Annotated in this window: 23 protein-coding genes and 1 tRNA gene; 7 read left to right on the plus strand and 17 right to left on the minus strand. The window is 56.6% G+C overall.

Going from position 1 to position 23,092, the window contains the following annotated elements:
• Positions 1-234: 234 nt before the first annotated feature.
• From ASN_RS12310 to rfaD, 5 genes are read right to left on the minus strand one after another with little or no spacing between them, the layout of a single operon-like run.
• Complete coding sequence (locus ASN_RS12310) at positions 235-1,176, minus strand: hypothetical protein (RefSeq protein ID WP_058988346.1); 942 nt, start codon at positions 1,174-1,176, stop codon at positions 235-237.
• On the minus strand, positions 1,173-1,994 hold the full coding sequence (pgeF, locus tag ASN_RS12315; protein ID WP_058988347.1) for a peptidoglycan editing factor PgeF: 822 nt from the start codon (positions 1,992-1,994) through the stop codon (positions 1,173-1,175). Before pgeF ends, ASN_RS12310 begins: the two co-directional genes overlap by 4 nt.
• A complete protein-coding gene (locus ASN_RS12320; protein ID WP_058988348.1) occupies positions 1,991-3,019 on the minus strand; it encodes a class I SAM-dependent methyltransferase in 1,029 nt (342 codons plus the stop codon). The genes pgeF and ASN_RS12320 overlap by 4 nt, the downstream gene beginning before the upstream one ends.
• 11 nt (positions 3,020-3,030) lie before the next feature.
• Entirely contained in the window at positions 3,031-3,876 is an 846-nt protein-coding gene (gene lgt / locus ASN_RS12325; RefSeq protein WP_006558337.1) for a prolipoprotein diacylglyceryl transferase, read from the minus strand.
• Between the two features lie 41 nt (positions 3,877-3,917).
• Complete coding sequence (rfaD, locus tag ASN_RS12330; RefSeq protein WP_006558338.1) at positions 3,918-4,898, minus strand: ADP-glyceromanno-heptose 6-epimerase; 981 nt, start codon at positions 4,896-4,898, stop codon at positions 3,918-3,920.
• Between the two features lie 239 nt (positions 4,899-5,137).
• Between rfaD and ASN_RS12335 the strand changes: the two genes are divergently transcribed.
• The 3 genes from ASN_RS12335 (at position 5,138) to ASN_RS12345 (ending at position 7,141) form a co-directional block, all read left to right on the plus strand.
• Positions 5,138-5,731, plus strand: a complete 594-nt coding sequence (locus ASN_RS12335; RefSeq protein WP_035378161.1) for a LemA family protein — start codon at positions 5,138-5,140, stop codon at positions 5,729-5,731.
• A 3-nt stretch (positions 5,732-5,734) separates the two neighbouring features.
• Positions 5,735-6,661 carry a TPM domain-containing protein gene (locus ASN_RS12340; protein ID WP_058988349.1) on the plus strand — a complete coding sequence of 309 codons (927 nt, stop codon included), beginning with the start codon at positions 5,735-5,737 and terminating at the stop codon, positions 6,659-6,661.
• 177 nt (positions 6,662-6,838) lie between these two features.
• A complete protein-coding gene (locus ASN_RS12345; RefSeq protein WP_006558342.1) occupies positions 6,839-7,141 on the plus strand; it encodes a putative quinol monooxygenase in 303 nt (100 codons plus the stop codon).
• A gap of 156 nt (positions 7,142-7,297) precedes the next feature.
• Here the strand turns inward: ASN_RS12345 and ASN_RS12350 are convergent, their stop codons facing one another.
• On the minus strand, positions 7,298-8,896 hold the full coding sequence (locus ASN_RS12350; RefSeq protein ID WP_058988350.1) for an L-lactate permease: 1,599 nt from the start codon (positions 8,894-8,896) through the stop codon (positions 7,298-7,300).
• A 210-nt stretch (positions 8,897-9,106) separates the two neighbouring features.
• Here ASN_RS12350 and ASN_RS12355 point away from each other — a divergent pair, with 210 nt between their 5' ends.
• Positions 9,107-10,489: a lytic transglycosylase domain-containing protein gene (locus ASN_RS12355; RefSeq protein ID WP_231948200.1), complete on the plus strand. Its 1,383-nt coding sequence runs from the start codon at positions 9,107-9,109 to the stop codon at positions 10,487-10,489.
• Between the two features lie 69 nt (positions 10,490-10,558).
• Here ASN_RS12355 and ASN_RS12360 read toward each other — a convergent pair whose 3' ends face one another.
• From ASN_RS12360 to ASN_RS12380, 5 genes are all read right to left on the minus strand, one after another.
• Positions 10,559-11,599, minus strand: coding sequence for an MBL fold metallo-hydrolase (locus ASN_RS12360; protein ID WP_082666678.1), 1,041 nt, complete (start codon positions 11,597-11,599; stop codon positions 10,559-10,561).
• Between the two features lie 11 nt (positions 11,600-11,610).
• Positions 11,611-12,012 (minus strand): Ivy family c-type lysozyme inhibitor, encoded by a 402-nt coding sequence (locus ASN_RS12365; RefSeq protein ID WP_006558347.1) that lies wholly within the window; start codon positions 12,010-12,012, stop codon positions 11,611-11,613.
• A 97-nt stretch (positions 12,013-12,109) separates the two neighbouring features.
• On the minus strand, positions 12,110-12,523 hold the full coding sequence (locus tag ASN_RS12370; protein ID WP_167541315.1) for a hypothetical protein: 414 nt from the start codon (positions 12,521-12,523) through the stop codon (positions 12,110-12,112).
• Between the two features lie 236 nt (positions 12,524-12,759).
• Positions 12,760-12,836, minus strand: a tRNA-Arg gene (locus tag ASN_RS12375).
• 74 nt (positions 12,837-12,910) lie between these two features.
• Positions 12,911-13,378: a hypothetical protein gene (locus ASN_RS12380; RefSeq protein ID WP_099048312.1), complete on the minus strand. Its 468-nt coding sequence runs from the start codon at positions 13,376-13,378 to the stop codon at positions 12,911-12,913.
• 239 nt (positions 13,379-13,617) lie between these two features.
• Between ASN_RS12380 and guaA the strand changes: the two genes are divergently transcribed.
• Positions 13,618-15,201 (plus strand): glutamine-hydrolyzing GMP synthase, encoded by a 1,584-nt coding sequence (gene guaA / locus ASN_RS12385; RefSeq protein WP_457851328.1) that lies wholly within the window; start codon positions 13,618-13,620, stop codon positions 15,199-15,201.
• 284 nt (positions 15,202-15,485) lie between these two features.
• On the opposite strand, the gene ASN_RS12390 is transcribed toward guaA, so the two are convergent.
• Both ASN_RS12390 and ASN_RS12395 read right to left on the minus strand, forming a co-directional pair.
• Positions 15,486-16,070, minus strand: coding sequence for a DUF3574 domain-containing protein (locus ASN_RS12390; protein ID WP_167541316.1), 585 nt, complete (start codon positions 16,068-16,070; stop codon positions 15,486-15,488).
• Between the two features lie 10 nt (positions 16,071-16,080).
• The gene (locus ASN_RS12395; RefSeq protein WP_058988354.1) at positions 16,081-17,121 is read right to left on the minus strand and encodes a cysteine synthase A; all 1,041 of its coding nucleotides are present in this window, start codon (positions 17,119-17,121) and stop codon (positions 16,081-16,083) included.
• Between the two features lie 119 nt (positions 17,122-17,240).
• Between ASN_RS12395 and ASN_RS12400 the strand changes: the two genes are divergently transcribed.
• Positions 17,241-17,666, plus strand: a complete 426-nt coding sequence (locus ASN_RS12400) for a rhodanese-like domain-containing protein (RefSeq protein ID WP_231948202.1) — start codon at positions 17,241-17,243, stop codon at positions 17,664-17,666.
• Between the two features lie 39 nt (positions 17,667-17,705).
• Here ASN_RS12400 and ASN_RS12405 read toward each other — a convergent pair whose 3' ends face one another.
• From ASN_RS12405 to mtnA, 3 genes are all read right to left on the minus strand, one after another.
• Positions 17,706-18,605 carry a DUF2272 domain-containing protein gene (locus tag ASN_RS12405; RefSeq protein ID WP_006558356.1) on the minus strand — a complete coding sequence of 300 codons (900 nt, stop codon included), beginning with the start codon at positions 18,603-18,605 and terminating at the stop codon, positions 17,706-17,708.
• A gap of 159 nt (positions 18,606-18,764) precedes the next feature.
• A complete protein-coding gene (gene ybaK / locus ASN_RS12410) occupies positions 18,765-19,259 on the minus strand; it encodes a Cys-tRNA(Pro) deacylase (RefSeq protein ID WP_058988355.1) in 495 nt (164 codons plus the stop codon).
• 509 nt (positions 19,260-19,768) lie between these two features.
• On the minus strand, positions 19,769-20,863 hold the full coding sequence (gene mtnA, locus ASN_RS12415) for an S-methyl-5-thioribose-1-phosphate isomerase (protein WP_058988356.1): 1,095 nt from the start codon (positions 20,861-20,863) through the stop codon (positions 19,769-19,771).
• Positions 20,864-21,166: 303 nt separating this feature from the next.
• On the opposite strand from mtnA, the gene ASN_RS12420 reads away from it, so the two are divergent.
• Positions 21,167-21,841, plus strand: a complete 675-nt coding sequence (locus ASN_RS12420; RefSeq protein WP_058988357.1) for a hypothetical protein — start codon at positions 21,167-21,169, stop codon at positions 21,839-21,841.
• Positions 21,842-22,066: 225 nt separating this feature from the next.
• On the opposite strand, the gene ASN_RS12425 is transcribed toward ASN_RS12420, so the two are convergent.
• Positions 22,067-23,092 (minus strand): asparaginase, encoded by a 1,026-nt coding sequence (locus tag ASN_RS12425; protein ID WP_058988358.1) that lies wholly within the window; start codon positions 23,090-23,092, stop codon positions 22,067-22,069.

Here is a 23,092-nt window from a genome sequence, read left to right on the forward strand (position 1 = left end):
CTTTTTTATGGTCCTGCACCGATCAAGTGGACTGACCTGATGACTTATTCCATTTTTTGGGAATGGAGCATGGCTCAAGCGGAGCAAGGGGAGATGCCGGACAGGAAATATCGCTTGCCAAAGGCGAGGGGCGGAGCAGCGGCAGTCTTGATGAGGGCAAACTGCCGGGAACGCCGACCGTGGAGCATGGTGGCGGCTTTATGCTCCACAGTTCGACCGTGATGGGTGAGAGTCTTATTTCTTGTCCTGATTTTTGGATTTTGGAGTTCCTGCTGGCAAGGGCGCGTTTTCCCTGCCTGAATAGCGGTCAATAATCTGGTCCACCGCAGCAGCGGCTTCCTGCGCGGCCACTACCGCGACATCGCCCCAATACTGGTCCAGAGAATGAGCATCGATATCATGCAACTGGGTGGCGGCACCGGCTTCCTTGCCTGCTTTATCCAAAACCTGCCACACAATCTCAATGTGATCTTGCGGGTGGCCTGTGGTGCCTGTGGGGCCAGGTGTGAGCTTGACGTGTCCCTTCACCGTGAAATCCGCATTTTCAGGTGAGTTCTGCAACGTGTCTGGCGTATTGCGGAAGGATGCGGCGAACGCGCGGGAGAGGGAGATATCACCATCCCCCGGTGCGCCGGTAACTCCGGTAAAATAAACCCGTGCGGCACGATGCTTCAGGCTATGCGGGTCTTTTTCCATGTCGTCCGCCTGAATGCCGGTCAGGACAGAAGCAATGCGGGGGGCGGCATCCGCTGCCACAAGGTTCAGCATCTGGGCATCGGCTGTTGACCATTGTTGCGCGGGCACAGGTGCGCCTTCCTGCGTTGCGCGGATCTCGTTTTTGGGGGTCATGACCATATAAACAGGTACAACTTGATCGCCGCGCATTTCCGCCCGCACTTTTAGCCACCAGTCCCCCTTGCGTACCGGTTGGGCCATGGCGGGAATGGTCTGTTGCAGCAGTTCTGTTGCCAGATCCTTGGCCCACACCTGCGCGCCATCATTGGGGAGAAGAGAGTCCGCAGGGGTAGGAATATCCAGACGGGAAGGCGGAGCATTCGCCGCAAGCTGCTTGGCTTCTTTCCCCGGGTTGGAAAACGGATGAGGGACATCCAGACAGCCAGCCAGCAAAAGCAGAGCAGAGAGAGGAAGGGCTGTCTGACGCAAGAAAGATGTCATCCGTTCAGGACTCCTGGTGCAATAACGGAAATCTGGTGGCCGATAGGCCCGCCACCAGCCAGTGTACGTCTCCGGTGGCTGAAAAAGCGTTTGTCATCACGCATGGTATCAACACCCAGAGCAGCGGCATGGCCAATGCCTGCACGTTCAAGCCGGAACACGCACCATCCGGCCAGATCAAACTGGTAATGGTTAGGGCGCTGGCCCGGCGCAAAAAAACGGGCAGCCTGTGGGTCAGCGGAAACAATGGCGTGGTGCATGTCCTCGCCTGTTTCATAGCTTTCCTGCACAATGCAGGGGCCAACTACGGCCCGTATGTCTGTCGGGGTTGCGCCCAGATCCTGCATGGCGTTCAGGGTTGCTTCAAGAACTCCGGCCAATGCACCACGCCATCCGGCATGGGCTGCCCCCACCACACGACCATCGGCGGAGGCAAACAGCACGGGAGCGCAATCTGCGGTTATGGTGCCTAGCGCAACATCCGGGCGTGTGGTGACCATGGCATCAGCTTCTTCTCCCGCTCCAAACGGCCAGGGCTCAGTTACCGTGATAACGCGCTTGCCGTGAACCTGCGTAACGCCGAGCAGATTGTCTGCGGATACACCGATCCACTGCGCAACACGGCGGCGGTTTTCCGCCAGATTGGCCGGATCATCCCCCGCGCGGGTTGAGCAGTTAAGGCTGGCATAGGGGCCGGTGGAGACCCCGCCTTCACGCGTAAAAAACCCGTGCCGCGTGCCGGACAGCAAGGGGCTGGTCAAAGGGGAAGGCTTAGTGCCAGAAGGCTGAGAGGTGCTGGGGCGGATGCCGGAGGTCATGCAGCCGGTCCTTTCATAAAGCCGGGAGGCGCAGGCAGGGTGGGGCTGGTGAGCGCCAGAACGCGGAAAAGGTGCCCCATTTTTTCCGGTGCCGCCAAGCGTTGTGCACCACTGCGAAGCATGGCGGCGTCTTCCTCGCTGGCATGGGTTGCAAGCTGTTCGGTCCGTTTCATCAGCCCTAAAGCACGTAAAAACGTCCCTTGTGTGACCGCCCCGTAAGTTTGAGCACCCGCTTGCTTTGCTTGTGCGGCAAAAGCTGTGAAATCAACATGGGCGGTCAGGTCGGCTTCCCCGGCGGCTTCAAGGGGGTGGGCCGGGCGAGCATGCCGCAATGCCTGCAGGGAGTCTCCGGTCAGGCTGGAAGAATGGCCGTAATCAAGAAACAGAGCTGCTCCCGGTGTGTGGCAGAAGCGCTGGCCGAGCATCTGGGCCACAGCGAGGGCAGGTTCACAAACCTCCACCACGCTGTTGTCTTCTAATGTTCGGCCGTCTGGCAGAACTGGTGGGGGGCAGGGAGCCAGGCAGAACGATGCACCTTGTACATAGCGTTCCTGCCAGCCGTTCTTGGGGTTGTGTTCAAACTGGCGGATGGGGAGGGCATCGAGAAATTCATTGGCCAGCAGGATCATCGGTCCGTCAGGCAGGCTTTCCAGCGTGTCATGCCAGGTGGGGTGCGTGTAGCGTGCCAAGGCGGCCTGCTGAGCTTTCCGCATCAGCGGCGAGGTTTCAATCAGATGCACCTCAAGGGACTGGGCAAAAGCTGGCACCTGCTTGGAAATCAACCGTAGGGCGTCCGCCATTAACGTGCCGCGCCCGGGTCCTGCTTCTGCAAGAATGATGCGGTTCGGGCGGCCCATGCTGATCCAGACCATGGCGGCCCATGCCCCCAGAAGTTCCCCGAAGACCTGCGAGATTTCAGGCGCAGTGATGAAGTCCGATAGCAAGGGGTGCGTTGCGTAATAGCGGGCATTGGCGCGCGCCATGAACACATCCAGCCGTTCGGCTTCGGGGGGGAGGGGAGGCATGGTTCGCAGTCTCAGGATTCAGCGGTTTCAGCATCCGTAAGCGGCAAACCTGCATAAACGGGGCTGCGGCGGGCATGCATGATCAGCGCACCACCAGCGATAATCATGGGAATGCACAGCAATTGCCCCATGGTCAGCCCGCCTGGCAGGAAGCCGAGAAAGGAATCTGGTTCACGGAAAAATTCGCAGAAACTGCGGGCACAGCCGTAACCCACAAGAAACAGTCCGGCCAGAAAGCCGGGGCGTTCGCGCAGGCTCTGTTTGCGAGAAGCTGCGAACATGACCAGAAACAGCAGCAGCCCTTCTGTCAGCGCTTCATACAGTTCGGAGGGATGGCGGGGAATGCCCCCGGCATCCGGAAAAATCATGGCCCAGGGCAGGCTGGCTGGCGCTTCCCGCCCCCAGAGTTCGCCATTGATGAAGTTGGCAATCCGGCCCAGCCCCAGCCCGATTGGCACGGCCACCGTAACGCGGTCAGCAAAGGCAAGAAAATTGATGCGATTGTACCAGGTAAACAGCGCCATCGCGATAATCACGCCAAGTGCTCCACCATGGAAGGACATGCCACCCTGCCAGACTTTGAGAATGGCGAGAGGATGCGTGAGGTAATAGCCCGGCTGGTAGAAGAGGATATAGCCGAGCCGTCCGCCCAACAGCACGCCAAGGGTGACCCACCCTAGAAAATCGTCAGCCTGTTCTGCTGTGCCCGCTCGGGGCGCCAGCCTGACGAGCCGCCGAAGCAGGGCGATGCCCAGCACGATGCCTGCAATATAGGAGAGAGCATACCAGCGGATGGTAAGCGGCCCCAGATGCACCAGTACAGGGTCAAACTGGGGAAAGAGAAGAACAGGCAGCATGCAGAGGATGATCCAGTAAGGCTGAGGAGGAAGGGCAGGCGTTACAGGTACGGATTGCCGGTGGCCAGATAGTCCTGCACGTACCGGCGGATTCCCTCTTCAAGGGGTGTAAACGCCTCCGTATAGCCTGCAGCGCGCAGGCGCGTAAGGTCCGCCTGTGTGTAGGACTGATACTGTCCGCGCAGACTTTCCGGCATGTCTATGAACTCCACCTTGCGGGCAACACCAGCCGCATCACACACGGCGTGGGCCAGATCCAGATAGGTGCGCGCCGTGCCGCTGCCGCAGTTGAACAGGCCGCAAACGGCGGGGTTGTCATACAGCCAGAGCATGACCTTCACCACATCTTCCACCCAGATGAAATCACGCGCCTGCGCACCATTGGCAATGTCCGGGCGATCAGAGCGGAACAGGCGGGCCGGGTTTCCGGCCATCACCTCATCATACTTCACCTTCACCACAGAGATCATCTTGCCTTTGTGGTATTCGTTAGGGCCATAAACGTTGAAGAACTTCAGCCCCGCCCATTGCGGAGGCCGGGGAGCACGCTGCTTCAGTGCTTTCATGACGTGTTGGTCAAAGACATGCTTGGACCACCCGTACAGGTTCAGCGGTTCAAGCGTGTTCAGCTTGGCGGGGTCATCCGAAAACAGTTCCGGCCTGTCTGCCGCGCCATAGGTGGCAGCGGAGGAGGCATAGATGAAGCGGGTGTTATTGCGCGCACACCAGTGCCAGAGGCGGCGGGAAAGGGCGATGTTGGTGCGCCACACCAGATCCGCATCCCGCGCGGTGGTTTCACTGATCGCTCCCATATGGAACACGGCGTCCACTTTGGGGTTGGTTTCCAGAAAAGCGTCAAGCTCTTCCGGGGGAATGAGCCGCGCGGGGGCGTGCCGGGCCAGATTCCGCCATTTGAGGTCGGAGCCCAGCCAATCCACAACAAGAGTATCCTGCCCTCGCTTGGCGAGAGCAGCCTGAAGACAGGAGCCAATGAAACCGGCGCCACCGGTGATGATAATCATGGCGGCGGAGTATAAAGGGGTCTCTCTCACGCTCCAAGCTGCCAAGGGGGCCAGGCCTGTTTTTGGCTTCCCAACCGCTGTGGTGTGCCTGCATCAGGGTGGGCCAATAGGCAAGGATAGTCAGAATTGGGAGGCGTTTGAGCGGTTTTTGCCTTAATGAAGAGCGGAATGGGGGCATCACCGGGCTTTACATGGCTCTGTACTCGGGTGTGCCTCCTCTGTTTCTAAAGGATTTCTTGATGAAGAAGCTTCTTGTTCCCGCGATTCTCATCGTCGGTCTGATTTTTATATTTGGAACAAGTTATAACCGGTTCATGAGCGCGGATCAGCGCGTGCAGGAACAGATGGGGCAGTTGCAGAACGAAGTGCAGCGTCAGTCTGACCTGATTCCCAATCTGGTGAATACGGTAAAGGGCTATGCCACGCATGAGCATGACACGCTGACAGACTATGCGGGGGCCCGCACGGGTGAGACCGCGCTGAATAAGATTGATCCGCGCACTGTGGATGACAAAACCCTGCAGGAAAAAATTCTGGAGGCCCAGACCCGGAACGCACAGGAAATCAAGGCCATCAACGCTGTGGTGGAACAGTCCCCCCAGTTGCAGGCTAATCAGGATTTTACCCGCCTGATGGTGCAGCTTGAAGGCTCACAGAACCGCATTACCGTTGCACGTCAGCGGCTGCAGCAGGCCATTCTGGCCTATAACCAGACAGTAGCGCGTTTCCCCGGTAATCTGCTGGCTGGCATTCTGGGCTACCATACCCGCGTTTATTATGAAGCTTCTCCGGCAGCGCAGACACCGCCGGTGGTTGATTTCTCCAAGCACTGATCCGTGCTGTTCAGTAGGGCGCAGGCCATGTTGCAGGTTTCCATATCCCGTGATGCCGTGCTCCGGCCTGTGCGTATTTTATGCGGCGTGTTCCGCGTTGCTCTGGCGCTGTGCGTTCTCTCGGTAGCGGGGGTTTTATCCTTGCTGCCAGCACAGGCGCAGGACGCCGCTCCATTAAGCCAATGGGTGAATGATCCGCAGCAGGTGCTTTCCGCGCAGGATGCGGAGGCGTTGACCCACAAGCTGTTTTCGCTCTCCCAGACACTTCCCGGCCATCCGCAGATTGCCGTCTCTCTGCCGGGGCATGTGGATGATATTGATAGTTATGCGAATGAGGCCTTCCACGCCACGGGGTTGGGCCGCAAGGGCGAAGATAATGGTGTTCTGATTGTTCTGGATATTCCGGACCGTCAGTCCCGCATAGAAGTGGGATACGGACTGGAAGGCGTTCTGACGGACCTTCAGAGTTCCGACATTCTCCGCGCCGCCCGGCCAGCCCTTCAAGCGGGCCAGTATGCGCAGGCGCTGAACGGAATAGTGGATGCGCTGGCAGATATTCTGGTCCATGCCGAACCATCCAACCCTGCCAGTGTGAGTGCGGCATCGCAGGTTGATCCGTCAACAGATGCGGTGGAAGCGCTTGTGGGGCTGGTTGTGGTGATTGGCCTGTTTGTTGTGCTGCCCTTCATCATGATGCGCCGCGCCAGAAAGCGGGCCATGCGGTATCCGGGTGGATATGTGCCGCCGGAAAACCGTCAACCCAGCCCGGGTTGGTCTCTGGCGTTGAATATAGGGCTCAACCTTCTCTCTGCGTTTTTGCAAAGCGGCGGGGGCCGCCGTGGCGGCGGTGGAGGAGGCAGCGGGCCATCTGATCCATTCCGGCCCGGCGGAGGGGATTCCGGCGGGGGCGGCGCACGGGATAGCTGGTGAGAGCACAGTGCGGTGGTGATCTGGCTGGCTTGCCCGTAATATACAGGGCGTAGCTGGCCGATAGGTATTTGATATCTCAGCAGAAGAAGGCGGGTGAGGTGGTTCTGGGGCCGTAAAGGACCATCAGACCAACGGGTCTGCCATGATCAGACTAGGTTGCAAGAACAGGGGAAAACGATGTCTCAGGAAATTACCGTCGTGGCTGTGGTCAAGGCCAAGAAGGGTCAGGAAAAAATTGTGGCGGATGCCATGGCAGCCTGTGTTCCGGCGTCACGCGCAGAAGCGACCAACATTCAGTACGTTCCCAATCGTGATCTGGATGATCCGCAGACCTTTGTCTTTATTGAACGTTGGGCCAGCCGGCAGGCGTTGCAGGACCATATGGAAACGCCGCATTTCAAGACATTGGCCGAGAGCATTAAAGACAGCGTAGCTGAACCGATCTCCTTGCGCATTCTGCAACCGTTGGTAGCCGAATAATAAAAGCAGAGGGCGGAATGGGACGGCAGGAGAAGGTCTAGCCTTTGTTTCTACCGGGCCGGGGCTGTGAAGCCACTCTCAAACCGGGCATAGCCACAAGGCTGTGCCCGGTTTTTTTGTGCCGTTTAGTTGGGTTCTACCAGCCGCAGGTACGGGCTAATGCAGAACGTATTGCTGAAAAACAACCACAAGGCCCATCAGCAGCGTAAGGAAAATACTGTGCTTGAAGGTACGGGCCAGGACTACGCCCTCCTGCCCTTTGAGGGAGGTGACAGCCACGCCAGTGGTGATGTTCTGGGGTGAAATCATTTTACCCATAACACCCCCGGCCGAGTTGGCTGAGGCGAACAGCACGGGGTCCAGAGAAAGCTGGTGCGCCGCAGCAACCTGCAGGTTGCCAAAGAGCGCGTTGCCAGAGGTATCGCTCCCCGTAAGAAAAACGGCGATCCATCCCAGAAAAACGGAAACAAAGGGAAAGAGGATACCGGTGGAGGCTACGGCATAGCCGAGTGTGTAGGTCATGCCCGAGTAATTCATCAGGAAGGCCAGCCCGATGGTGAGCGCTACGGTGATAACCGCCAACCACCCCTGTCTGGCGGTTGTTTTTAGTGCAGCCCAGAATTTCTGGGGAGAAATGCGGGTGATCAGTGCCGTCAGCAACGCAGAAACCAGAATGGCCGTGCCGGTGCCCAGAGGCTCAAAGTTCCACACGGCTGCGTAGGGTTTTTGATAGAGGGAGATAAAGACCTGCTGGTCCAGCCCCGGCCAGTGCACAGGTGTTGCCCCAATCTTGGCGATGTGGAGGGAATCCCACACGATCACAACCAGAACGACAACAATCCACGGAATCCAGCCCTGCCAGTGTGGTCCGCTCCAGTGTCCTGTCTGGGCCGGGGCCTGCGCCAGATAGGCTTCATCAACAGCGTAGGCCGGATCAGGCACGGGCTGCCAGAATTTGAGGAACAGAATGGTGGCCACCAGAGAAATGCTGGAAGACAGCACGTTGCTCAGGCTGTAGGTGATCCATGTAGAGACAACCACCATGGTGACGGCAAAACTACCGCCAGCCACAAGCAGAACGGGCCACAACTGCTTGACGGAACGCCAGCCAGCATAAAGCGCCATTACGTAAAACGGGATCAGGCACGCAAACGGCGCAAGCTGTAGGCCGATGGTGCTGCCCAGAGTGGTGGCAGGCAGGCCGGTAATGGACGCCAAAACCGTAATGGGGATGCCCAGCCCGCCAAAGGCGACCGGCGCGGAATTGAAAATCAGCACATATGTCAGGGCTTCCAGCGCGGGGAAGCCAAGCATGATCAGCAGGGCGCTGGTGATGGCGACCGGCGTGCCAAATCCCGCCACGCCTTCAAGTGCCGCGCTGAAGCAGAAGCCCAGAACAACCAGCATAATGCGTCTGTCATTGGGCAGGTGGGTGATGATCCACATGCGAAAGGCATCAAACCGGCCTGTCTGGATGGCAATGTTGAACAGGAACAGGGCACTGAGTGCAATCCACATGACAGGCAGGATGGAAAACACCATGCCATTGCTGACGCTTGCAAACGCCAGTGATGACGGAATGCCCCACACGGCAACAGCCATGACAAGGCCAATAATCAGCCCCCCAAGGGTGGCTTGCCATGCCGGGCGGCGTAAAACACCCATTAAAATAAGCGTGACGATAATAGGCGAGGCAGCAAGAAGAAAAGAGAGAACAAGATTGTTCCCAACAGGCACAAGAGGCTGGGTAAACATAAGCGTCTCTTCAAGGCAGTGTTGCTTCCTGCACGAGGAAGGTCGCACAGTATAATGGCTGGTATGCAATAAAGGTAACGTCACGTTTCTGTGTGATACACCATGCAGGGTTAGTATGACGCTATGGCGTGCTGGCTGCCGAAAATTTGCCGGAAAGATCAGCCAACACAGATAGCCTGCATAAAGCAGACATAAAAATGGTGTATGATAATGCACAGGCCGACAGAGAAAAAAGGAATTGCAGGCGCGCCGAAAGAGAGGCGGATAGCTGGTGCGTTGGCCCTTCTGGTCTGTGCGACCATGGTGCCTGTGCGGGGATATGCGGCGTCTTACAGTCTGTATCAGTCAGTTTCTCAAGCGTGGGCTTCAAGAGGCTTTGTGGCGCGCCCATCTTCTCCAACGTACCGCCCACCCGGGCCTGCCAGTGATCCATGGGGGCCGTATATTCAGGATGCGGCCCGGCGGTTTTCCATTCCCGAAACATGGATTCGTGCCGTCATGCATCAGGAATCGGGTGGAAAGCAGTATCTGAATGGAGATTTGACAACATCCGGGGCAGGGGCAATGGGGCTGATGCAGCTTATGCCCGCAACCTATGCGGATATGCAGAGCCAGTACGGTCTGGGTTCTGACCCGTACGATCCACGAGACAATATTCGGGCGGGAGCGGCTTATATTCGTCTGATGTATGATCGGTACGGCGCACCGGGTTTTCTGGCTGCCTATAATGCGGGGCCGGACAGGGTAGATGCCTATCTCAATTCAGGCCGCCCCTTGCCGGATGAAACAGTCAATTACGTTGCAGCCATCACGCCCAATCTGGGCGGTGGTGTTGCTGTAAGAGGGCAATGGGCCCCTGTGCCAGCAAGTGAGACTGGTGCCACGAGCACGGAACCTGATGCGTTCTATGCCCGTGCGGACCTTACCCGTACAGCCGATGGCTGTCTGCGTGATCCTAACGCAGCCTATGATCCAACAGGTCCCTGCCTGATGGACAGGGATACGCCGCATCCTGATCCTGTGCCTAATACGGCTGCACCGGTTCTGGTTGCAGAAGAGACTGCGCCAGATCAGGCAGCGTTTCCCGCCCAAGCCGATCGGGCACAGATTGTAACTGCATCGCTTACGGCTTCTGCCAATCAGGCAGGAACAGAAGGGCGAGCCGCTGCGTTGGCGGAGCAGAGGCGGGAGGCTACGGCCCGTCTTCAGCCTGCGGTGGCATTTGTGCCCTATGGGACTGCGCCCAAAACTGGCTCTGGTAGCATAGGACATCCTGCGCATGTTCTGGCTCTGCCATCAGTCAGGCAGAAAGCAGATTTTTCCAGCACAGGCACGCTTGGAAGCGGAACGGCATCCATGGTGCAGGTAGGAGCATTTTCTTCTTATGCGGAGGCCAGACGGGTTGCAGATCAGGGCACACGGGTACTGGCTTCCCGTGCATTGAAGGCCACGCCAAAGGTTGCTTCTGTTCAGGTTTCAGGAAGATCGTTCTACCGTGCGCAGTTGGTTGCCGAAAATACGCAAGGGCCAGCGGGTGTCTGTCAGATCCTGCAATCTGAGTCTGTTCCGTGTATTCCAGTCAGAAAAAGCTGACGACGCGTAGTTGAGAAACACAGGTTTCAAAAGAGACGTTGCACGCAAGGTTAAGAAAATCAGCAACGTTTAATGCACATGCAGGCGTAAGCCCTGTTCTGCAATAACAAAGTTGACACCCAGATCATTCTCGGTATCGAGTTGCCGCTTTATGGTTTCCTGTATCTTTGCACCTGTGTTCAGGGTGTATTTGATATGGCTAATCACCACGGTCAGCCCCTGCAGGCTGGTGGCGTCTCCTGTTTCCTGTGCCAGATCATGTAAGCTTTTCAACACCCAATGGGGTGTCAGATGCCCAAAAAGAACATTGTCTGGACGGCTGTTATCATAAGAGGCTTCCATAATAATGGCCTTCAACTGATGTTTCTGAACATCCGAGGCCACTGCACGCCATAGTGTTTGAAGTTTATGTGTTTTTTCTACGGGGTCTGGGCCTGTATCACCCAGATAGAGAAGGGCGTCCGAGCCAGATTTTATCAAAAATGCAGTGGATGTGACGGGGCCATGGCTGAGCGGCCATGCTGTGACGTTCATTGCGGTGTTTTGCAGGGGCTGAGAATGTGTCGGTATCAATGGCTGATATGTATAGGTTTTTAGAAATGGGGCGTTCCCATGGTCTGAAAAATTAGGCCATATGTGCCAGTTAAATACATACTGGCTCAGATCATCCAAGGTAGATTGAAGGGCGTAAAGCGGTTTGGGCGTATCATCCGGCGCGCTGATGGCAAGACCGGCAATATGGTCGAGATGGGCGTGGCTGATCAGATAACCCTGAATAACATGATGCAGCACATAACCGGCAGGTGTGAGTTCTGTTTGGTTGGATTTGGAAAAATCGGTTAATTTTCCAAGATGATCCGCTTCATTTAGCCCATTTACAACTGTTCCGGCATCACACAGGATTGCGCGATGGTCACCGTGCGGGCTGATCATGTAGGCTGAAAGATTGCCGTCCTGCACACCACCGCGCGCACCCAGAACCAGAATATCAAACCCCGTGCGTGCAGATGCAGGGGAAGGAGCGTTTTCTGACCAGGAAGGTTGTGCCCAAAAAGCATTCCCTGCCAGAGCGACCCCAAGCAAGCAGGCAATGCTTTTTGTAAAAGACATGGAAAACAGGCTCAGTTTGGATTGTTGCTACGGTAGGAGGCTTGCAGGGCATCCAGAATGGCAGGTTCCGGCTCGCCCAGTGGCATCTGATACAGGGTTTTGCCATATGTGCGGGAGAGTAAGCCCCATGTGGCTTTTCCGTCATCCGCGAAGACAATATCCAGTTGATTATCCCCGCAATCGTGCGGTTTGCATAAATGCCCTACAGTATAGGAATGGCCTGAAAGAGTTATGGCTTTGGTGGGAACAGAGACAACATCCTTACCAGTGACCCATGCGGGAAGCTGAGCCATTTTCTGATAGGCCTTGGCGAATTTCGGACCGTGAGCCAGTTCCGCTGTGTAGGTACCGTTCTGGGCCAGTGCCGGTGTGGCGAGGCAAAGCGTCAGAAGGGTGATCTTGAGGCAGCGCATGGTGTTGGTCCTTTTTCTGGTTTGGCCCGCGTGTTGCAGCAGAAAATATGATCTGCATTCGTGAAGAACGTGCCTGAATACTACAATGCGGGCCCTGCTATCCGGGTGCGGCAGGGGTTCGTTCTGTCTGTGCATAATGTTCGCAATCCCGGATCAGCGGTTCACAGGCAGCGAGGGGGCCGTAAAGGGTCTGGGACGGGCCAGTGTAGGAGACACGGCTGACTTTTCCATCCCGCAGGGTGGCCACAAAATGGCATGTGCCTCGACCAGCGATTGAAACACCAATCAGGAAAGGCGTGCTGACGGAAACCCCGCCATCCACATTCTGATCCTGTTTCCATACAAGCACTTCCTGGCCATCCCGTGTTTCGGCTGCATCAGGAACGCCTGCACAGGAGAGAAGTTCGGGGCGGGTTAGCCCGATAAGATCCGTCCGGGCCTTATGGGCGACGCTGTGGCAGTTTGTCAGGAGCAGGCATGCCACGGTGTATGCCGTTGCGTTCTGTCTCATCAGGGCGCGGTAACTTCCATTCACATCAGGCAACCGGGCTCAGGAGACAGGTCTCCAGCCCACATTGTGGGAGAGTATGCCCGATGGAGCGGATGCGGCAAATATTCCGTCCAGATTTTCATTTTGGAGATAGCGAGAGGCAGAAGGCTGACAACAGAGATCAGTCTGCTGCGGAAGGAGACATTATTGAAGAATGTTTGCCTGAAACGCCATTTTTGAATTTTGCGGGAAAATTCTGGCGCACCCGAAAGGACTCGAACCTCTAACCCCCAGATTCGTAGTCTGGTGCTCTATCCAGTTGAGCTACGGGTGCGCCGTGAGGCGGTTTCTAGTCGAGATATGGGGGGGCTGGCAACCCCCCTTTTGAAATTTTTATGATTTTTTTTATCAGTCGTTCCCGAGGAAGTTTTTCCAGCTGCGGCTTTCCGGCCTTTTCAGCGTGATATGGGCCCGGCATTCCGGTGTGCCGTACACGCCTTCAAACGTGTCCCCCACCGGATGCGCTTCAAAAACCATGGGGAGCGGCTTGTGGTTTGCGTCTTCCATCACAAGCTGGGCATGATAATGCTGCTTTGCCTTGTCTGGTTTGCCACGCAGAACCAGTGACCCCATCTCTGGCGTGAAAATCATGCGTTTGGGCTGGATCTGGAGCAGGGATGTGCCGTTGACCGGGCAATTATGGCCCTGGTCCTTCACCAGAGTGCCGACCCAGTCTCCATACGGATCATCCGCCGCTGGTGCTGCTGCACCGCACAGGGCCGCGACCACCGTAAGGCCGGTGGCCAGGGTGGCAAAGGATTTCCGGCTATGGGGCAAGGGAGAACGGTGTTTGGACGCATCTGTTATCATGAACACACTCCTGTTGTGGTTATGATGTGAGGCGGAAGCGCCCGTGGCGCAAGACGCGCCACCGCCAGGGCAGGAAGGCTGATTGGCAGGCGAAATGCTTATTTATAGGGTGACGGCACGCCTGCGCCGCTTTATATCCGCTGTTTAGCACGCAACTGCCTTGCGCCAGGGCGGTTGTTTTTTACCTGAAAAGCCGTTCAGGCGCTGACCAGAAAGACCAGTAGCTCATGCCTGTTGAGAACACCATGCCCGCTGCCACCGCCAAACTGGATGAAACTCTGCATCAGGACCGTATTCTGATTCTGGATTTTGGCAGTCAGGTGACACAGCTTATTGCCCGCCGCGTGCGTGAGAGTGGCGTGTATTGCGAAATCTGGCCTTTTACCGCAGATGCTGAGCGTATTCGTGCTTTTGCACCGCGTGGCATTATTCTCTCCGGCGGCCCTGCCAGTGTCCTCAGCCCGGATGCCCCTCGTATTCCGGAAGTGGTGTTTGATATGGCCATTCCGGTTCTGGGAATCTGTTACGGTCAGCAGGCCATGTGTCTGCAACTGGGCGGGCAGGTTGAAAGTTCCGACCACCGCGAATTTGGCCGCGCCTTTGTCGATATTCTTGAAGATTGCGCGCTGTTCCGTGGTGCGTGGGCGCGCGGCGGCCGTGAACAGGTGTGGATGAGCCACGGTGACCGTGTAACGGAACTGCCCCCCGGCTTCCGCATTGTGGCGGTTAGCGAAGGCGCACCTTTTGCCGTTATCGCTGATGAAGGCCGCCGCCTATATGGCGTGCAGTTCCATCCGGAGGTGGTGCATACGCCTCATGGTGCTGCGTTGTTGCGGAACTTCACCCATAATGTGGCGGGTTGCACTGGCACATGGACCATGGCTGGTTTCCGCGACATGGAAATAGCCCGCATCCGTGAACAGGTGGGCAGTGGCCGCGTTATCTGCGGTCTTTCCGGCGGGGTGGATTCGTCCGTTGCTGCTGTGCTGATCCATGAAGCCATTGGCGACCAGCTTACCTGCATTTTTGTTGATCACGGCATGCTGCGCGCGGGTGAAGCCGAGGAAGTGGTAGAAACCTTCCGTGGCCGTTTCAACATTCAGCTTGTGCATCGGGATGCGTCTGATCTGTTCCTGAACGCGCTGGATGGCGTGACGGACCCTGAAATCAAACGCAAGACCATTGGTCGCCTGTTTGTGGAAGTGTTTGAAGAAGAGGCTGTCAAACTGGGTGGTGCGCAGTTCCTGGCGCAGGGCACGCTTTATCCGGACGTGATTGAAAGTGTCAGCTTTACGGGTGGTCCGTCCGTCACCATCAAATCCCATCATAATGTGGGCGGCCTACCGGAACGCATGAACATGCAACTGGTGGAACCCCTGCGTGAACTGTTCAAGGATGAAGTGCGCGAACTGGGCCGTGAACTTGATATTCCTGAAACCATCGTCGGGCGGCACCCCTTCCCTGGGCCAGGGCTTGCTATCCGGATTCCGGGCAACATCACGCGTGAAAAGCTGGATCTGCTCCGGCGTGTGGATTCTGTCTTCCTGGAAGAAATCCGTGCGGCAGGGTTGTATGATGCCATCTGGCAGGCATTTGCCGTGTTGCTCCCCGTGCGCACTGTAGGGGTGATGGGCGATGGCCGCACATACGACCAAGCCTGTGCTCTGCGCGCTGTGACCAGCACGGATGGCATGACGGCGGATGTCTATCCGTTTGACATGGGCTTCCTGAACCGGGTGGCGAGCCGTATCGTCAACGAAGTGCGCGGTATCAACCGTGTCACGTATGATATTACGTCCAAACCGCCCGGCACGATTGAATGGGAATAAAAGCACACGCCTTTTCCAGGCGGCTTTTGGTCGATCTGGTTCAGGATTGAGCTTATGCGGCTTGCCAGACGGAACGATCTGGCAAGCCGTTTTTTGTTTTGGGCTTAGAAACGTGGTGTTTTGGTTTCAGAAACGGGCTCGGCATGCGGGTGGGCTTTGAGCCGGACAGACCAGAGAATGTGGTTCCGGCGTCTGCTTGCTTGGCATTGTCGGCAAGCTTTGCGTTAAAATCTCGGTCGTTTCTGTAATGTGGCGCAGTTTTTAAAGCAAAAAGCCTCTCATATTTAAAAGGCGGAGCAGGAGGGCGTTATGGTTACGCCAACGGCTTGCTGATCAAACCGGCGCTGATAGCTGGAGCGGATATCCGTAAGTTTCTGGGCCAGATGAGGGGTGGAAGGTGGCGCTGCAATCAGGACAAAGCGGGATGGTTCCTGCCCGATTTTTCCTGTCACTCTGTCCTGCCACTGGCCTTCAACGGGAAGAACTGAAAGTCCGGACGGGAAACGGGGCGTGATGGTGGTTTCTACAAAATCCTGCCATTCATGTGGCGTGATATCCACCCCATGAGGGCGCTTCAGGCCAAACATGAGGGTAATCGTCAGCGTTGGCTCTGCTGTCAGGGCCCTGCATACGTCTGACCGTGTCTGGATTTCCTGCTCAGCGTTTTTGGATGTTGCTAAAAAAACGTCCGGTGTTGTGTTGGGGGGATGGAAAGAGTGTCCGCCAAGCTGGGTGGAGAGCGTGTGGTGGGGGTTATGAAGTGTAGGATCATGCTGAGCGTTTTCTCCGGTGCAGGCGCTCAACATGACCAACATGGTGCTCCCTGCCAGAAGATGAGGGAGTAAATCTGATCTGAATCTGGCAGGCACAGTCTATCCTTTATTTATCAAGCCACGGTGCTACGGGCAGATCTTTGCCGCGCAGAAATTCCGGGTTGAACAGTTTGGACTGATAACGCGCGCCACCGTCACACAGGATAGTCACAATCGTGTGGCCCGGACCCAGTTTGCGTGCCGTGCGAATGGCGGCAGCCACATTGATGCCGGATGACCCACCAACAGAAAGCCCTTCGTCAATCAGCAGGCTGTATATAATTTCAAGTGCTTCGGGGTCAGGAATACGCTCTGCATCATCAATCGGCGCGCCTTCCAGATTACCCGTGACCCGTGATTGACCGATGCCTTCCGTGATGGAGGACCCGGTTACGGAAAGATCATTGTTTTTGACCCATCCATACAGACCAGAGCCTTCAGGGTCTGCCAGCACGATATGGGGCGCTTTGACTCCCGCCTTTTTTGCGGCCTCATGCAGCCCTATGGCAGTACCTGCCAGTGTGCCGCCTGTGCCGCAGGCGCAGGTGAACGCATCCACTTTACCGTCCAGTTGATGCCAGATTTCCGGGGCGGTGGTCAGGCGATGCCCTTCACGGTTGGCAAGGTTGTCGAACTGGTTGGCCCACACATATCCGCCTTCTTCTGCCAGACGGCGGGAGACGTGCACATAATTGCCCGGATCTTTATACGGTTTGGCCGGAACCAGCCGCAGGTCTGCGCCGATCATGCGCAGAAAATCAATTTTTTCACGGCTCTGGGTTTCCGGCATCACAATAATGCAGCGATACCCGCGCGCGTTGGCAACCAGTGTCAGCCCAATGCCTGTATTCCCCGCTGTGCCTTCTACCAAGGTGCCGCCGGGTTTCAGAATGCCCCGGCGTTCAGCATCTTCAATAATGGCAAGGGCAGCGCGGTCTTTCACGGACCCACCAGGGTTCATGAATTCGGCCTTGCCGTAAATGTCGCATCCCGTAGCGTCCGATGCCTTGCGCAGCCGGACCAGTGGTGTGCCACCAACGGCTGCGGGCATATCTGCGGAGGGTGATTCCCAGCCGGGAAGGGAGGCGGGAATTGCGCTTTCAGTCATCCAGTTGCACCTTCTCTTTATCAACGGACCCCGCTTCCTTTTCTCTGGTGTCAGGCGGTTCTGCTTCTCCTTTCATGAAGGAGCAGGCCTGAGCAGACGGAGGCAGAGTCCACCATGTCATGAAACAGGATACCACGATGATTGAAGATGTCTCACCCCAGTATGTGTGGGCAGAACTCGAAAAGAATGATCAGGCCGTACTGGTGGATGTGAGAACCATGGCGGAATGGCAACTGGTGGGGGTGCCTGATCTGGCATCACTTGGCCAAAGACTGGTGTTGGTCAGTTGGCAGGATCTGGATGGAACGCCAAATGCGCGCTTTGCGGAAGATTTGGAGCAGGTGGGCGTCAGAAAAGACGCGCCTGTCTATTTCATTTGCCGGTCAGGCGTGCGGAGCCTCTCTGCGGCGCAGGTTGCGCGGCAGGCGGGTTACCGGACGGTCTATAATGTGGCGGATGGGTTTGAGGGGCCATTAGATATCCATGGCTACCGCGGTTCTACTGCGGGTTGGAAAGCCTCAGCCCTGCCATGGCGGCAGAACTAAGGTTCAGTCCATGCGCAGGGGTCGGTCCTGCGCTTCCGGTTACATGCCGGCGTCTGGTTCGGCTTCTGCGTCAAAGAGCACTTCCAGCACGGCGCACCATGGGTAGCGCGTGTCATAGCTCTGGCCGGAAGGGGAGGAGATGCGGCCCTGCGTATCTGTCGGCACGTGGGTCAGGGCAACGGCGTCGTCAATATTGCCGCCAATAATGCTCAGTTGCCTGCCAAAAGGCTGACCGTTCTGACCGGTTGCCACGACATACCCACAATGGGCGGGAAAGCCGTAAGAGGTAGGGAGGCTGGAAAACCGGACCATGGTTTTGGCGCGTCCACGGGCAACGCAGATCAGGTCTCCCAGCTTGGGGGTGTAGCTGGCCGGATCATGCGCTCGCAGGATGGGAGACTGCCCGGAAGCTGCCGCATTGATATAGGTTGAATGATTCTGGGAGTAGGGAAAGCGGCTGTTGGCGCCGGAAACCCGCATAACATAGGAGATAAAGGCGGCCGACCACGCATAATTGCCATCCTGCACAAAATTTGTGAGCTGGCCATTATTGTCGTGCTTGCCGGTCCATGAGGCTTCTGGTGTGTCCGGCTCCATGCCGATCCACCAATATTCACCAACCCGTTCCCACAGGCCGGGAGCGCGTTCAGGTTTGACGGCAGCAGTCTGGGGTTCGGGGCGATCTTCCGGATCATCATCATTCACCGGGCTACCGAACAGCCGCCATTCACGCATGGCGATGGCCACGAGATCCTGCCGATTGAAAGGCTCGAAATTACGGGTGGCAAAATCTGGAACGTGGCTGGAATACCCGTAAGCACTCCCTGAAGCAGTATTCTGCCCGTTTGCGGTGGGCGTGGCACCCGGCACTGTGGATTGGGTAGCGCAGGCTGCCAGGCACAGAGGCGCCAGCAGGGCAACAGAGAGCTTACGTGACATCTCGTCTCCATTCAGACACGTCGCCCCGGATGGCCCGAAGCGTGCATGGAGCCCTCCTTACCAGCAGAGCCCCGATCCTATCCATAAGCCGCTCCGCTATCAGCGAAAAGAGGGGGCGCAATTTTCCTCCCCCTTTTCGTCAAGCTCAGGGCAATGCCTTCAGGTCGCGTTCACCGTCAGATCAGCCGTCTGTCCGTTAACGCAGGCAATGGCGTCCTTGGGGGAAAGCCCGACAACAATGCCGCGGCCGCCGCCATTGATGTACATCACATCCTGCTTCAAGGCTGCGTTTTCAAAGACAACAGGCACCTGTGTGCGTGCCCCAAAGGGGCTGATGCCACCCACCTGAAAGCCGGTGAGGGCTTCGGCCTTTTCCGCGTTGAGCATGCGGGCATTCTTGCCCCCAAACAGGGCAGCAACCTTTTTGAGGTTCATTTTCTGATGAACGGGGATAACCGCACAGACAATCTGCTTTTTATCGATTTCGACCATCAGGGTCTTGAAGACCTTTTCCTGATCAATTCCGATCCCTGCGGCGGCCTGTATGCCAATTTTACCGGGTTCGGAGACATACTCATAGTCATGCACAGTATAGGCAATACCGTGCGCCGTCAGAAAACGGGTTGAAGGTGTATCAATAGCTGTCTCTGACATCGCGCAGTCCTTTCAGAATGCTTCGACGGTACGGAACCGTAAAAAATCACGTTTTGCTTATCAGGCTGCGGCTTTGGCCCGTCAAGAAAAGAGATGCGCATAGGCATATGCACAAAGCCATGCGGGCAATGGCGGTGCATTATTCGGAGGGATGGAATGGTGCGAAAGGATGGTCACGAGAATACGAAAAATAGCTGCTTTTATCGTATGTTCTCAAAATGTTCTTGTTTTATCAAAGGGAGCTGCCCTAACTATAGTCATAGTGGGGCGCGTAAATGTCTGAAATGCTACAAATAGAAGCCGCCAGAACTGTTTTCCCGGTCCGGGCGGATATTTGCCTCAAAACAGACCTCTCATCTTTCTGCGGGATATGAAACAGAAAGAAAAGCAGAGCGTGGTCAGAGGAAAATCAAGAAACCCACAATTCTTTTGCGCGGATCATTCTGCTTTGGGGAAGGTTTGTGGCGCGCAGGCGGCTTGCTGTTCCGCCTGCGTTGGAAACGAACGTGTTATTGTTCCGGGAACAGACCACGCAGGCCGCTTTCCGTTGCCGGGCAGACACCGCGTTCAGTAATCAGGCCAGTTACAAGCCGTGCGGGCGTGACATCAAAAGCAGGGTTGGCGGCGGAACTTCCATCTGGCGTAATCTGCACTTTTGTCAGGCTGCCGTCGTCAGCGCGGCCCGCTACATGCGTAATCTCGGAAGCCGCACGTTCTTCAATGGGAATTTCTCGGACGCCATCACCAACAGTCCAGTCAATGGTGGTGGAAGGCAGAGCCACCCAGAACGGCACACTGTTATCCTGCGCTGCCAGTGCTTTCAGATATGTTCCAATCTTGTTGGCAACATCTCCAGTGCGGGTTACGCGATCCGTGCCGACAATAACCAGATCAACCTGCCCATGTTGCATCAGGTGGCCGCCAGCATTGTCTGCAATAACGGTATGCGGCACGCCATGGCTGCCCAGCTCCCATGCTGTCAGGGCAGCCCCCTGATTCCGTGGGCGTGTTTCATCAACCCACACATGCACGTTCAGCCCGGCATCATGCGCCATGTAAATAGGGGCCAGAGCCGTACCCCAGTCCACCGTTGCAATCCAGCCCGCGTTGCAATGTGTCAGAAGGTTAATGCGTGTGCCAGGCGGACGGTTTTTTGCAATCTCCTGAATCAGGGAAAGACCGTGGCGGCCAATGGCTTCATTCTGTGCGGCGTCTTCATCACAGATGCGGCCTGCTTCAGCATAGGCGGCCTGTACGCGCTGGTCAGGTGATAACGGACGCAGATGAGACAGCATACGCTCAATAGCCCAGCGCAGGTTGATGGCGGTTGGGCGTGTTGCGGCCAGAAGACTTGCCTGTTCCTCCATGGCGCTATCGGAACTGTTCTGCCTGAGCGCAAGCGCCAGCCCATAGGCAGCCACCGCACCAATAAGCGGTGCACCGCGCACCTGCATTGTGCGGATGGCATGTGCAACGTCTTCCGGTGTGGTGAGTTGCAGGATGTCCAGAGAAAAGGGAAGGCGGGTCTGATCAAAAATATGGATGGACCAGCTATCTTTTTCATCCACCCATACGCTGCGGTATGAAGTGCCAGCAATTTTCATGTGTATCACCTGAGGGTTCGGAGCAAACAAGATGGATAATAAGCATCCTTTCCAATCTAGGCTACCGTCTCTCAACCGCAAGGCGGTGGGAAGATATGAAGGGAAAGTAATGTCTGTCATGACTATTCTTGAAAGCCGAAAGTATTTTTTGCATTTTTGGGCGTTTTTGTTATGAAGGGCTGAAGTTCCAAGTGCAGAAGCCTGTTTTTCAAGGTGTCCCTGAAAGTGTCAGGAGAAGTAGTCTTGAGGAACATGCTTGTATGTTCTTGTATTTTTGAAAATGTAGAATTACAGGAGTTCTGAATGAGTGAGATGAAAAAGCGCCGCGCCGCCCCCCGCGCCAAAGTTGCAGCAACCCGCGCCGCGCCCGCTACAGCACGCCGCACCCGTGCAGCAGCCGTAAAAAAAGATGTGGTTGAGGAAGAGATTGTGGCTAAAGCGGAAGCTCCCAAGACCCGCCGCAAGGCGCTGAAGGTGCCTGCAGCACCTGCCAAGCCTGCGCGTGCCGTCAAGGAAACAAAAGCGGCTGCAGTGAAAAAAGCTCCGGCTGTGAGCGAAGAAAAGCCCAAAGCGACAAAGCGCGTCTCCCGCAAGGTGGCAGAGCCTGTGGCAGCCCCCCGTACAACGCGCCGCAAGGCGGCTGAGGTCGAAGCTGTTGTTGTAACGCCTGCACCCCGTGGCCGTCGCCCGAAAGCCGCAGCAGTTGCCGAGGTTGCTCCGGTCAAGGCCAAGCGCAAGGTGGCAAAACCTGTTGCTGAGGCTCCTGTAAAGGCGCGTGCGAAAAAAGCAGCACCGGCTGAAGAAAAAGTGCGTTTGTCCGCAGTTGAAAAGCTGCGTATTGTGCAGGAAACGCGCCGTCAGAAACGCTATGATCGTCTGGCTGCTGAAGCTGCCGAGACGGAGAAAGCGACCTCAACCAAAGGAACGCGCGCCCGTAAAACAACAGCCGCCCGCAAGCCGCGTGCGCGCAAGGCGTAAGTTTTTCAGCGTTTAAAACGGTTCAGAAAAAAGCAAGGCCGGGGAACCATTATGGTCCTCGGCCTTTTTTATGGTGTCTTGTCTGGCGCTTCCGCAAGGGGTAGCGGAAGCAGACCAGTGCGCGCAGGTGGCCTTGGTGAGTGATTGGCTCAGGGAAGAACGCTGGGCTATTTTTGTATCAGCTTTGAAAAATGCAAACGAGAACAAAAGAAAAACACGCGGAGGTTATGAGGCTATAGATGGATAACAGTCTTCCGCCAGTGTTGCTGAAACCCTGAACTCACCCACACTCTGCCCGTTCCAGTTTTTCAAGGTTTGACGCATGAAGTGCGTCAGCACCGGACTGCTTTCGTTACCAAAACGGGCAATGAGGGCCGCAGCCGTTGCTTCAGCCGCCCGCACTCCGCCATCCCGGCACTTGATGGCAATACCAAGACCTTTTTCAGGAAGCATGGCAACCATCACGCCTTCTGCACCCATTTTGGTGAAAACTCGCGGCGCAAGATCTTGCATGACGCGCGTATCGAACTGGTTGGTTCCGGCAATCATGAACGGGTTGGCGGCTATGGCGGATCGTAACTGGGCGGCAGCCTGCGCTCTGTCCGTATTCAGGTTCTGGCCTGTTGCAAACCGTGCGTAAGCCAATGCCAGAGCGCGAAGAGGAATGGCCCATGTGGGAATGGCGCAGCCATCCGTGCCGCGGTTGGCGTCTGTATGAGGAACGCCTGTTACATCTTCCAGCGTCCTGGCGACTGTTTGCATGACGGGGTGCTCTGGCCGGATGTAATGCTCCGGATCATGCCCAGTTGCGCAGGACAGGCAGACGAAGCCTGCATGCTTACCTGAACAGCAATTATGCAGCGCACACGCCTGCTCTCCGCTGGCCGCCAGAGCGCGTGCTGCGCGGGCGTCCAACGGCCAGTGGGTGCCGCATTCCAGAGATGTGGCATCGCGCCCCGTGCGGGCCAGCATTTCAGTGGCAACGGCAATATGGGCTGGCTCACCCTGGTGGGATGCGCAGGCCAGGGCCAGAGCATCCGGCCCCAGAGCGTATTTGTCGGCGGCACCTTCTGTCAGCAGCGGCAGAGCCTGCAATGCTTTGACGGTGGAGCGGGGGTAGATGGCGGTCTCCACATCCCCTGCGGCAAAAACGGTTTTTCCGGCGGCGTCCACAACCACGGCAGCGCCATAGTGACGGGATTCCACCCGGTTACCGCGGGTTGCTTCAGCCAAAAGCACATCGTGAGGCAT

Origin of the sequence: Acetobacter senegalensis (assembly GCF_001499615.1) — a bacterium.
Lineage (GTDB): Bacteria > Pseudomonadota > Alphaproteobacteria > Acetobacterales > Acetobacteraceae > Acetobacter > Acetobacter senegalensis.